The sequence below is a fragment of the Woeseia sp. D3-10 genome (genome assembly GCF_055809415.1).
In genome coordinates, this window is the sequence record NZ_JBVVTW010000007.1 from 3167728 (window position 1) to 3180776 (window position 13049).

The 13049-nt window shown below is 54.3% G+C and carries 8 protein-coding genes; 3 read left to right on the top strand and 5 right to left on the bottom strand.

The annotated features are described in order from the left end of the window. The first annotated feature begins 210 nt into the window (after window positions 1-210). On the top strand, window positions 211-2532 hold the full coding sequence (locus AC0L8N_RS14610) for a TonB-dependent receptor (RefSeq protein WP_473668455.1): 2322 nt from the start codon (window positions 211-213) through the stop codon (window positions 2530-2532). Window positions 2533-3381: 849 nt separating this feature from the next. Here AC0L8N_RS14610 and AC0L8N_RS14615 read toward each other — a convergent pair. The 5 genes from AC0L8N_RS14615 to dctP form a co-directional block, all read right to left on the bottom strand. After that, window positions 3382-5010 carry a serine hydrolase domain-containing protein gene (locus AC0L8N_RS14615; protein WP_473668457.1) on the bottom strand — a complete coding sequence of 543 codons (1629 nt, stop codon included), beginning with the start codon at window positions 5008-5010 and terminating at the stop codon, window positions 3382-3384. A 35-nt stretch (window positions 5011-5045) separates the two neighbouring features. Next, window positions 5046-6551, bottom strand: coding sequence for an amidohydrolase family protein (locus AC0L8N_RS14620; RefSeq protein WP_473668459.1), 1506 nt, complete (start codon window positions 6549-6551; stop codon window positions 5046-5048). 99 nt (window positions 6552-6650) lie between these two features. Continuing rightward, complete coding sequence (locus tag AC0L8N_RS14625) at window positions 6651-7916, bottom strand: TRAP transporter large permease (protein ID WP_473668461.1); 1266 nt, start codon at window positions 7914-7916, stop codon at window positions 6651-6653. Next, window positions 7913-8410, bottom strand: coding sequence for a TRAP transporter small permease (locus AC0L8N_RS14630; RefSeq protein ID WP_473668463.1), 498 nt, complete (start codon window positions 8408-8410; stop codon window positions 7913-7915). Before AC0L8N_RS14630 ends, AC0L8N_RS14625 begins: the two co-directional genes overlap by 4 nt. Then, window positions 8403-9497 (bottom strand): TRAP transporter substrate-binding protein DctP, encoded by a 1095-nt coding sequence (dctP, locus tag AC0L8N_RS14635; protein WP_473668465.1) that lies wholly within the window; start codon window positions 9495-9497, stop codon window positions 8403-8405. The genes AC0L8N_RS14630 and dctP overlap by 8 nt, the downstream gene beginning before the upstream one ends. Before the next feature lie 295 nt (window positions 9498-9792). Between dctP and AC0L8N_RS14640 the strand changes: the two genes are divergently transcribed. Both AC0L8N_RS14640 and AC0L8N_RS14645 read left to right on the top strand, forming a co-directional pair. Further along, window positions 9793-11331 carry an amidohydrolase gene (locus AC0L8N_RS14640; RefSeq protein ID WP_473668467.1) on the top strand — a complete coding sequence of 513 codons (1539 nt, stop codon included), beginning with the start codon at window positions 9793-9795 and terminating at the stop codon, window positions 11329-11331. A gap of 12 nt (window positions 11332-11343) precedes the next feature. Further along, the gene (locus AC0L8N_RS14645) at window positions 11344-12963 is read left to right on the top strand and encodes an N-acyl-D-amino-acid deacylase family protein (protein ID WP_473668469.1); all 1620 of its coding nucleotides are present in this window, start codon (window positions 11344-11346) and stop codon (window positions 12961-12963) included. The last annotated feature ends 86 nt before the right edge of the window (window positions 12964-13049 follow it).

Here is a 13049-nt window from a genome sequence, read left to right on the forward strand (position 1 = left end):
TGACAGTCTAATCGAGCATTGATAATGTCCAGTCGTACGGTCAACCGTATCAATCGATGACCGATTTCGGCGCGCCATTTCGGTCGCGAATCAATTTTCGGTGCCTACGGGTTTGCTGGTTCCGTAGATGTCTCTTTAAGAGGATGGGGGAGTAAGATGCTTTCGCAAAAGTCATTCATGTTGCTAGTCGCAGCTGCGGCAGTAAGTCTATTGTTTTCTGACAAATCGCAAGGTGCCGAAGAGGAGAGTGACAAGCGCATGCTCGAAGAGATTGTTGTTACCGCGGCAAGGCGAGAACAAAGTCTTCAAGATGCGTCGCTGTCAATCTCAGCGCTGTCCGGAGAGTCACTGAGCCAGATTGGCGCGCAGGACCTGGATGACTATTTCGGGTTCGTTCCGAGCGTAAACTCGGCAAGTAACGTCCTCGGTGATCGTGGCGGCAAGAATATTGTAGTCCGAGGTGTTAGCAATGCCCGAATTTCATCTTCACTCGATACCGCGGCGTCATCGGCAACTACCGGCTTCCTCATAAACGATATCCCGATCACGCCGATTGATTCTGAGCTATTTGATGTCGGTCGTGTCGAGGTGCTACGCGGCCCACAGGGAACATTGTACGGTGCCGCAGCGATGGGTGGTGCTGTAAAGCTGTTCCTAAAACGTCCCGATCTGGAGGTTTTTGAGGGCTCTGTCCAGGGTACTTTGCAAACCATCAAGGGCGGTGATTTGGGTGGTGCTCTAAGCTCGATGATAAATGTGCCCATAGTTGAGGGTGTCTTTGGGGTTCGGATCGCTGCCTCCAGTCGCCAACGAGATGGCTATATCGATAGCGCGATCGTTCCGTTGGACAATACTTCAGGCCGTATTCCATCGGTGGTTAGCGATGTTATCGACATAGTCCCGATCGAGAACAGTCAAAGGCAAGTAGATAGTGCTAACGCGGCGCGAGCGACAGGAGTGAGCATTGCGGCATTGTTTACGCCAAATGACAATTTTACAGTCGAGTTCACGCAGTTGCTGCAGAAGACTGAACTTGATGACCTTAGCATAGTGAATCACCGATTCGGCGGGCAGCGCCTGCAAGAAAAATACATGCTCGAACCGAACAAGAGCGAAGCGACTCTCAGTGCGTTGAACGTCACGTATAGCTTCAATACGTTCAATATTGTCTCGAACACTGGCTTGTACAGGCGGGAGTACGACGAATCAGTCGATATGACGCCATCAATATTCAGCGCTTACAGGAATGACCTCGATTTTGTGCCGGCCGTAGTATCGCTTGATACCCAGATTGATTTGGAAACGTTGTCTCAGGAAGTTCGTATCGAATCCAATAGAGAAGCCTTCAGCAGTGGAGTTTTGAGTCAACTGGACTGGGTGCTTGGCGCCTTCTATATGAATGAAGATCGCGACATTATTGGAATGCGAGATGGTCGAGGTTGGTCCGCGGCAGCTCCGGATTTCCCGTTAGCTCTGCCGAATGACGTTCATTCCGCCGCAGTTTCCAATATCGTAGATAAGAGTAAGGCCGTCTTTGTCGACGTCAATTACAACCTCACCGATAACTTTTCGATCGGAGGTGGTATTCGCTTCTTCGACTTGTCGACCAACTATCTCGGGCAGTCGTTGAACTCCTCGAATCCAGGTGTGCCGACCGTGACGAACCGATCTTTCACCGAAGATGGTGATTCGTTCCGGTTCACCGCATCCTATCAGGTCAATGAAAACGTAAAGGCTTATGGCAACTTTGGGAACAGTTTTCGACTGGGCGGTGCAGTCGCTCCTATTAATGTGAACACCTTTCCCGAATGCGTAGCTCCGCTGCAAGAAAATGGATTGGAACCATTTGCTTCTGGACGTTTTAATTCGGATGAGGCGGAAACGCTTGAGGTGGGACTGAAAACAACGATGGCCGGCGGGCGGGCTACATTGAACGTTGCGGGCTATCACACTGAGTGGTCTGATCTGCAGTCATTGGTCAAGATGAGCGATCTTTCCGAGGTTTGTTTCGCGACGATTACCGCAAACGTGGGTAAAGCGGAGATTGATGGGTTCGAAGTAGAACTTGCTGCACTGGCATCTGATAATTTTTCTTTCCGCGGCACATTGGCGTATACCGATGCTCGAATTGTTGACCCCGGTCCTGGCGCTGTAATTGGACAGGTAGGCGACAAAATTCAGCACGTGCCTGATTGGTCGGGAAGCTTAGTTGCACGTTATGAAGTTGAGACGTCGGCATTGGGTGGCGGTACATTTTTCATGCAGGGTGATGCGCGTTACACCGGCGAACGGCAACCGGTAACTGGCAACACTAACCCGCTTGTGGTCCTTGATCCCTACACTCAGATAGGTGCACGTGTTGGCTTTGTGTTCGACGGGGACAAGCCCACAACGTTGACCCTTTGGGGCAAGAATCTGACCGATGAGGTAGTCGAGCAAACTTCCCGAACCCGGTTGGGAGTCAGCCAGGACTACGTCGATTACCGCGGATTGCCGCAGGAGTTCGGCATTACGCTTCGCAAGGATTTCTAAGTAGCGAATTTACTGATGGATGAGTATCCAAGGTGCTGCAAGGACGGCAAGCACCTTGGATACCAGTCGACTAAAGAATACTCGGGCGTCACTTGTTCGATCTGGTAATAGTGTTTTGCGTGATCCGCAGTCGCCCTGGACTCTGGAGTAAGGCATCGATACAGGCTTGACAGCCGAATATGTCTGAACCGAGGCGAGTCTATGTCCGATATAAGCACGGTGCTTACGTGGTACGTGGTTAGAGGTTGCCCTCATTGGCTTGGGTGCTCACGCGCATTGTGTTAGCTACTCTGTCGGGCTTTACTACCCCTGATAGATGAAATCCGGCCGTCTGTTCCGGATCAGCAGCTCCTTTTCTATTCAGACGTTACTTTCGCTCCGACGAACGATGACGCTCCGATAACGGGTGCTGCCTATCGCCATTGCCGGTGCTCCGACCACGCCTTCGAAAGTACCCCATAGGGAGGGTGGTTTGGTTGTTCAAGATGTTCCGTTTTGCGTGGCGGTGTTGGCAGCTACTACAGCGGCAGCGCACTGTCAGATGAGCTATCTCGAATTGTCGCGTGGAAGACCCGGCTCTCGATATGAGTGTTAGTTCTTGCGCGACAGATGCCTTAGGCGAATTGATACTATCGAACGCTATCGTAACGTGAAGAGTTCGGTGTGATCAATGAGGCTGGACTTGCCGCTACGGGCCGGCGCCAAGACTTGGTTCCTTCAGCGGCATTGCGTGTTTCGCCTCTGGCAGGGAGATCGCTGCAACGATGAAATGAATGGTCGCTGGAGTTTCGAGTCAGTAAACCTCGAGGCTCGATGCCCAATTGTCCGTCCGTAACAATGGCAGCCCACTCAACTGGTTTTCTCGAATCGCAAGTTCCGTATGCGTTTGTTCCAACCAAGTTCAAATCCTGTCACCCGGTCTCGTGCGTCACGGACAAACCGCACCAATGCCGTATTCTTACCGAGCCGGGTATCGTATATAAAGGTATCCCTGTACACGGCTCGGATCGGGATCTGAATGCCAGGACGTCGTGCTATGTTGAGCACAAGCCCATTCTCGTCTCTACGAATTATGTAAGTCGCATCAACTTCGTCGCTGTAATAGCGGCCGGGAAAATCTTCGAAGACGACATCTTCGAACGCCAAGGGGGTGACACGATTGTACGATTCAATATTTCCGTCAACGGTTTCGATCCGCAATCGGTCCCTATTCTCAAAGAGCACATGATCGCCAGCGGGAAGTGTTATGCGGCCGGACTCGTACGCGTGTAATGGCTTGCCAGCCAATTTTAACGAGCCGTCCTGGCGTGCCAGAACCAGCGGCAAGCCGGTGGCTTCACTGGCAAACAAACCCGGGTCAGTGGCGGCCTTCGCGACCAGTCTGAATTTCGTGGTCGCTATGCTCGCCGGCAGGAAAAGATCGGCTATTTTGTAGCCGAAGTAGTCGCCACCGTAGGTGTAGTCAGGATCCCCTGCATTGCAAGCTACCGCAATTGAGAGGCCTCGCTGCGGGAAGCGTGCAAGCCACGCTCGATAAGCGCCAGTTCCACCGCTGTGGGAAATTTCGCTGTAGCCGTCGTTTTGCTGTAGCCGAACGCCACGGGCGTAGCGGGAAATCTTGCCATTGTTCAGAACCGGCCGGTGTTCCAGCTCAGTGGCGACGTACTCGCCATAGAGCCTTTGACTAAGCGCGCTATTCCATTTCAACATGTCGGCGATAGTCGTTAGCAGTCCACCAGGTCCGTAGACATTTTCAAACGGCATTGTTTGCACGTAGCCGCTGTCAGTGTGCATGTAGGCAATGGACTGGCCTTTTACAACCCGCCGGAAATCATCACGCCATTGCGTGGAGGTCATTCCGGCGTTGGCAAAAATATTCTCCGCGGAAAAGTCCTGCAATGTTTGCCCACTTACGCGTTCCACGATGATTGCAGCGAGGACATACCCAGAGTTTGTGTAGCCATACTCGTCGCCAGGCCTGTAGTTAAGACTGCGTTGCCGCGCAATGATTTCCAGCGCGTCTGCATTGTTAGTTACTATGTTAGTGCGTCCCCAGCCAGCTACCTCAAATAAGAAACCCCAGTCTCTCAAGCCGCTGGTATGGGTCAACAAGTGATCAATAGTGATTGGTGTGCCGTACTGCGGCAGCTCGGGAATGTATTTGCGGACGTCATCTGTCAAGGATAGCTTGCCGTCTCTGGCCAGCAACAATACAGCTACAGCGGCAAACTGCTTGGATACCGAGCCGATTTCAAATATCGACGATACGTTATTGGGAACATTGTGCTCGAGATCCGCAGCACCGTAGGCGCGAGCGAACCGCGATACACCGTTCTCTTCGACGCCTATTGAGCAACCGGGTGTTGCAAGGGTCGCCCAGGGAGCAAAGATCGAATCTATCTTCTGGCTGTCCAGAGACTCAGAGCGCGCCGGGCTTGGCAACAAAAAGGGCAGGGTGATCAGTAACCATCGGAACATTGTGCAAGCGCTCCTTTACGGGCTCGGCCAATAATTCATTCCGCCTCGCGTGATTCTATGGTCCGGGTGGCAGTTGTAATTGGCTCGCCCGGGAATACGCCGCCCTGGAGTTGACCGTTGTCTACAACCAGTTTGCCGTCGACAATCACGTACCGAATGCCCTCTGAATAGCGATTGGGTTCCTCGAACGTCGCAACATCTCGGATTGTATCGGCGTCGAAGATTGTTATATCGGCATCCGCGCCTTGGGTAAGTCGTCCCTTGTATCGAAACGCAGGGGTGAAGCTTTGTAAGCGTTTTGCGGGCAGGTAGGTCATGCGCGCAATGGCATCGGTCAGGCCAATCGTTCCTTTCTTGCGAACGTAGTGTCCCAGTACCCGAGAGAACGTCCCCATTCCGCGCGGGTGCTGCCGGTCATCGAGAATCTTGAGGCGCATCGCATCCGATCCGATGATTGTGCCTGGCCGGCCAAGAGCTGACTCGATCCACTCCTCCTGCATGGAGTGCATGATTACGACACCGTCCGGGTATTGCTGTCGGTAGTCATCCCACATTTTTTTGCCAGTGAATCTCTTGCCTGATGGTGGCCACTCTATGTCGGGGTAAGAAATACTCCAGGTCTTCTTCCAGTCGTGGTCAAAAATGCCGGAATTGATGGACGCGGATGCGGCGGTGTACGGATACACCTCCGTTGTAACATCGAGGCCTTGCTCGCGCGCATTATCGATCATTTGCAGATAGGAATTCGTTCGGCTAAGTGCGGAACTGACGAGATGCACAATATGTAGACTCGCGCCGGTTTTACGTGTCATGGCAATCAATTCAACCATTCCAAGCGGATCCGTGGGGTCCTCGGACATACGCATATGAATGAACAATGGAACGTCGTGTTTTTTCGCAAGTTGAAAGAGGCTTTCCAGCTCGAAATTACTGACGCCCAGCGAAAGGTAGTCGAGTGGAATTCCGATGCCCATCGCACCTTCATCTAGTTCGGCTTCGACCATCGCCAGGATGCGTTCAACTTCCTGCGGCGACGCTTGGTCATGAAAGCCGCGACGGAAGTCCCCGCTCGACGTCTGAAATCGAGTATTCACTTTGACGAGAAAGCGGATGTCACGATAACCCGCGGAATAGCCATAATTGATCAGCGATTTGCCGGCCCGTTGTGCAAGTATTTCGGAGAATGGTGCGAGTTGGGTGCCGACTTCCAGTTCCAGGGCAGTGGTTACTCCATCCATTACCTGGTACGTCTGGCCGTAAATATTTTGCGCATGACTATGCAGGTCGATAAAGCCGGGTGAGACGACGAGTCCGGTTGCGTTGATTTCCGAGCTGCCGGAAATGTCGTCGCTCGTAACATTCGCGATACGGCCGGCAGTAACGCCAATATTCATGACAGCATCCAGCCCGCTCTCAGGATCAATGACTCTTCCATTCCGAATCACCAGGTCAAACTGGGCGGCCAGCGTGGTTACAGGCAACAGGAAGAACAGGCTCCCCAGCACAAGTAATTTGGTACAGAAGCCGCTATTCATGGTCATGCGCACCTGCTTAGTTGAACAATAGTTTGCCGACAGTAATTGCATTTGGAACTTCATTACGCGCGGTGCTGAATCGAGCGACTACCTGTTTATCGGTTACTACCAGAGGGACGGCAGCCACAACGACAGTGCGGGCACCAACGTAACCAGCACCAGTAAGATCGCAAGTAACGCTACGAACGGAAGGAACCCTCGCAACACGTCCGCGAGATGCAACTTCGAAATGCTCTTCATGACATAGAGGTTAAGTCCGACCGGTGGTGTAAGCGCGGCCATTTCCATGTTGACGATCACGACGATGCCGTAATGAATCGGGTTGATACCGAGTGGGCCCAGCAGTGGCAGCACGATCGGGGCGGTAATTAGGATGGTCGATATGATCTCGAGGAACATGCCCAGTGCGAACATGACGAGATTCATCGTAAGGAGAAATTGCAGTGGTGTCACGTTAGCGTCTTGCAAAAACGCGATCAGCCGGTCGGAAACGCCGGACAGTATGATCCAGTGGCTGAGCAGACTGGCCATGCCGACCAGAATCAGGATCACGGTCGAGGCCATGAAGCCATCGCCTATCCAGCCGATAATTTGGCGATTGCTGCATGACTTACTGAAGAAGCAAACAAGTACGGCGACCAATGCCGCCATCGCGGAGGCCTCGCTAAGCGTAACGATCCCCGAATAAATGCCACCCAGTGCCACGAACGGGACCAGCAGTGCAGGCACAACTTTCAGGCTGAGCTTTAGTTTTTGTCGCAGGCTGTATTCCGAGGCGGTGGAAACAAGCGGCATGCTGCGAGTGGTGAACAAGACCCAGCCGACGAATAAAGTCGCCTGAATCATCGCCGGTATCAGGCCGGCCAGAAACAGTTTCGGAATCGCAATCTCGGCAACGAGGCCATAAATAATCAGTGCAAGGCTGGGCGGGAGCAGGATGCCCAGTGTTGCCGAGGCGCCGACGAGGCCGGCATTAAAGCGCGGTGTGTAACCGTTTTGCGCCATTGCCGGCAACAGTATGGTGCCGAGCGCGAGAGCGGTTGCGGTCGATGAGCCTGAGACGGATGCGAACAGGGCGGCGGCGACAATCGCAATGATAGCAAGTCCACCCTTGAAACCGCTTACCCAGGCCTGCGCTGCGATGACCAATGCGGAGGCCATTCCGCCACGCTGCATCAGCGTTGCGGCGGTCACAAAAAACGGGATAGCGGTCAGAGTTGTTGAGTTCAGCCGGTCGGACAGAATCTGGGCGATGCCACCCAACACGTGCCCATCAGCCACCAGCAATGACGTGGCAGTAATGCCAAGGGCAAGAAACACGGCTGTGCCTGACGCCAGAATGAGCATCAATATGCTCAGCATGATAATCATGTTGAGCTCACTTCCTGTTGGTCAGCGGAAATCATCTGTTGCACGGTGGCGTACAGGCGAGAGACATACGCTGTCAGCATCAGACACATGCCAACAAACATTCCGCTGTAATAAATTACCAGTGGTGTGGCCAGGGTGCTGGCACTACGTTCGCCGGTTTCGAGTGACAACAGAACAACTTGTAATCCGCCGTATGCCATCGCGGCAGTAAAGGCGACGCCAAGCGAGGCGTGTATGGCTTGCAGTGCAACCTGTGCGCGCGCACTGAACAGGTGAACGATGAATTCCGCGCGGACGTGTGCGTCCCGCCGAGCCAGGCTACCGGCGGCCAACCACAAACCCCAGACACTGAGATAAACGACCAGCTCTTCACCCCAATCCGGGGCGATGGAGGGGAAGAAATAACGTGCGAACGTTGAGTAACAGGTAAGCAGGATAGCGACCAGGCCGATGACGCCGATTCCTGTTTGCTCAAGGCGCGATGGATTATTCATTGTTGGACACTGCATTGGGTGAATTGCTTTCGGCCATGTGCCGCCTGGCGATCGCAACAATATGTGGTGGAATACCTAATTCGCGGACGAACTCTTCATGGTGATTCTCGAGTCTGTGGCGTTCGGCGATTGCCTCTTCGTTGGTAGGGGTCACGACACTAATGCCATTGCTGATTGCAGCCTCTCTGGCCAGCTCTTGTCGCTCGCGCGCAAAGACTCTTGCCGCATCCATAGAGTCACGCCAAACATTTGTGAACACCTCGCGAGTGGCCTCGTCGAGCTTGTCCCAGAACGGTAGAGCTAGCATCGGTACGTACTGGAGAAACATGCCGCGTTCTTCGAAGCCAAAACGTATGCCGACTTCCCACAACGATCCACTTTGCAAGGTCTCAAAGGTTGTCGCCACCGCATCAATATTGCCTTGGGATAGGCCTATAGGAACATCCGACCATGGAATGGATATTGGAAACGCGTCCTGCAGATGCAGGCGCTTGATATTGCCGATGCCGCCGGGGACACGCACTTTCAACGCGGCTACGTCATTGGCATGCTGCAGTGGTTTCTCGGTGGAGAAAACATTGACGTAACCCAGATCAAGATTCGGGATCAGCACTTTAAGAGCAAGGTGCTTTTCTACCTGTTCAGCTACGGCGAGCCCAAGCTCGCCGTCCAGAACACTATGAATGACCGCGGGTGGCTGGCCGTAGAACATGGGCAGTGAGGTGATGTTGGCGGCCGGTTCGAAGCGCGCAAGATACAGCGTCGTAGGCAACGCCATTTCCATGTCGCCCCAAAGCAGTGCTTTTACGACGTCGCGGTCGTTGTAGAGTTGCCCGGAATCGTAGATCCGGATATCGAACCGACCGGGAAGTCGCTCGGCGAGGTTATCTGCGAATTGTCTGACCAGAATTGTGCGAACGTGATTCGGCCCCGTATCGATGCTGATGCGCAGCAGTGATGGTTTGGGGCCAGTAGCGGGCGCTGCGAACACCGCGCCGAAAGCAAGCAGTGCAGCGAGCGCGACTGCGGCGCAGCTTCTTCTGTGTTTGCCTAGTGCTTGCGTATTCGATGGTCTCGCGCCGCTCATTGATTTTTCTAGCATTCCATTCCATAAGAAGTCCAGACAACCGGATCATATAGAAGGCCCGGAAGAACTGCCAGCCTTCGAGGTGGGCGTATGCAAGACGGTGTTCCGGGCAGCGCCCGGAACGAGTATGTGTATGCGTGTTGGGATCGCGCGGGCGGTGATGCGAGTTCCGGAGCGGCTGACCTGTGCAGAATTGACGGTTTCGTTGAACGCCTATAGAGTCCTATGGACATCCGTACCTATCATCGGTCAGGTTTTTATGTGCGTACAGCGAACAGATCAGCGGGATTCCGGAGTGTCTGCCTCCTCAGCGGCAGGGCAACGGAATCAGTCGCTTATTGCCCGGCACGTCAAGTCATTGCAGCGCCTCTTGTTGTTGGTGCCATTGGCTACACTGCCGTGGCAGCAGCAATCGCAGGCTGAAGAGCCATCGTGGCAAACCTTCGTCGAGTCCCGAATAGCAGAAATTCAACACATTGACTCCGATAATGCGATGCACATCGGGCGTTTGGCCGAACGTGGCTTCCATGAAGTGCACAGCTCGGCGTTGCTTCAGCAGCGTCTGGCGCAAGCCGGTTTCGATGTTGAGGCCGGTGTAGCGGGTATGCCAACTGCATTTGTGGCGAGTTACGGCAGTGGTGAACCCGTCATCGGTTTTCTGGCGGAATTTGATGCTTTGCCGGGTCTGTCGCAGGCCGCGGTGCCGCACCGGCAACTCGTACCCGGCCAGGATGCCGGGCACGCCTGCGGCCATAATCTGCTCGGTACTGGTTCGGTACTGGCGGCAGTTGCGACTGCAGACTGGCTGCAAGCGGCCGGTAAAGTGGGTACGGTCAGGGTTTACGGTACCCCGGCTGAAGAAGGCGGTGGTGGCAAGGTGTACATGGTTCGTGAAGGACTGTTCGAAGATGTTACTGCGGTGATGAATTGGCACCCGGACAGCTTCAACGCCTCCATGGTCATTCCCAATTTGGCGTCAATGACGGGTGTCTTCCAGTTCAGAGGGCAGGCAGCGCACGCCGCGGTTGCGCCAGAGCTCGGCCGGTCTGCACTCGACGGTGTTGAAGCAATGAACATGATGATCAACATGATGCGTGAGCATATTGGTGAAAAAACGCGGGTTCATTACGCGATCACGAATACCAACCGCGCACCTAATGTGGTGCCGGATTTCGCGGAAGTTAAATACACGGCACGGGACCCGAACCCAAAGGAAATGAAGGCGGTTTGGGAGCGGATTAAGAAAGCAGCCAAGGGTGCTGCGTTGGGCACCGAAACGACGGTCGATTTCGAAATTGTTTCTGGTTACTACGGCTACCTGCCGAACGACGAACTGGCGGCAATCTCCTACAAGCATCTGGAACGCCTCTCGGGTATCAGCTACACACCAGAGGAGCTGTCCTTCGCAAAAGCGATGGCGGCAACGTTACCTGATCGCACGGGTGTGGCCGACGATGTGCAAATGTCCGCCGCAGCGATACGGCCTTTTGAGCCCGGCTCGACGGAGGTTTGGCCGGCCTCTTCAGACGTCGGCGATGTATCTTGGACGGTGCCAACCAACTGGGTACGTACTGCCGCGTGGATACCGGGAACCAAGGCGCACACCTGGCAGTCGGCGGCGGCCAGCAATACCACGATAGGTGTGAAGGCGATGCACCTTGCCGCCACGGTGCTGGCACTGACGGCGGTTGAGCTGTTTCTGTCCCCGGCATCTGTCGAACGCATCCAGGCGGAGTTTGAGGGTAGGACGGGCAAGGACTTTACCTACCTTCCCTTTATCGGTGATCGGCAGCCACCGCTGGACACTGCCGTCGAATCATCCCTCCGGAACTAAAAGCGTATGAAAATGAAATCTGCAGCACTGTTTATGTCTCTCTTTACCGCCGTCTGCACGCTCGTATCCTGCGGTTCCGAGCCGAACTCCTACGACATAATCGTTGTGGGAGGCACGGTATACGACGGCAGCGGTGACGCACCTCAGACAACGGATATTGGCGTATCGGGTGATCGCATCGCTGCTATCGGCGATCTGACCGGCGCTGCTGCCAGTACTCGTATCGAAGCGGCGGGACTCACCGTAGTGCCGGGCTTCATTGACATTCACAGCCATGCCGCGAGTGACAGCATGGGACAATCAGGAATCTTTAATTTTCCCGACGCGAAGAACCTGATCCTTCAAGGGGTGACGACCGTTATTGGTGGTCAAGACGGCAACTCACCCCTACCGTTGACAGACACTTTCGAAGCGCTTGAGGCAACGCCTGCAGCGGTCAACTTTGGTACCTTTGTTGGACATAGCGCGGTTCGTGGCGCCGTTGTCGGTAACGATGATCGCCCACCAAGTGCCGCTGAGTTAGAGCAGATGGGCAAGCTCGTAGACGAGGCCATGGAACAGGGCGCGTTCGGCCTTTCATCCGGACTTATTTACGCGCCTGGCAAGTTCGCTACCACAGATGAAGTGGTTTCACTCGCGCGTATCACCGCGAATCACGGTGGTATTTATATTAGCCATATGCGCGACGAGGGCCTCGGTGTTCTTGATAGCGTGCAGGAAACGATTCACATCGGTGAGGAGGCTGGGCTGCCGGCCCAGATTACTCATCACAAGATCGTGGGTGCACCGATGTGGGGAAGTTCAACGAAGACATTGGCACTGGTGGATGAGGCGCGGGCGCGCGGTGTCGATATCAGTATTGACCAATACCCCTATACGGCATCGTCCACCAGTCTCTATATTCTCTTCCCCCGTTGGGCACTCGATGGCGGCATTGATCAACTCCGCGAACGTTTCAGAGATGCAGAGGAACGTGCAAAAATTCGTGCGGCGATTGTGCGCAGTATTGAAGTTGATCGTGGTGGTAATGATCCTGCCAACATCACCCTGGCCAATTGTCCATTCGATACGTCCCTTAATGGTCGAAATGTTGCCGAAGTTCTGAGAATGCAGGAACGATCAGTTAGCTTCGAGGCAGCCGCAGAGCTCATTATGGACCTGGTCGATGCTGGCAATTGCGCGGCTGTCTACCATGCTATGGACGAACAGGATGTACGCCGCATCATGCAGCACCCGGTAACGATGATTGCGTCGGACGGCGGCATCGAAGCGCCGGGCTCAAATTCGCCGCACCCCCGAAACTATGGCACATTCGCACGCGTTCTTGGTTACTACGTACGGGAGGAATCCGTTCTGACCTTGGCCGAGGCCGTGCATAAAATGACAACATTGCCAGCAGACCGCCTCGGACTCGCGGAACGTGGCCGCATCGAAGTAGGCGCGATCGCCGATATCGCTGTCTTTGACGATAAGGCTATCGCGGAAACCACTACATTTGCCGAGCCGCACCAGTACGCAATTGGCATGAACTCGGTTTTAGTCAATGGCATTGTTGTACTTCAAAACGGCACGGCAACGGGTGCTCGTCCCGGCCGCGTACTGCGTATGCACAGCGCCAATGGAGGCGAATAGTGGGTCGCGTGTAATTCCCAAATGAACAACTCAGTCGGTCCACTGGAAAAAATGTTGGGTCCGACCGCCCTGATTGAATCATCAGA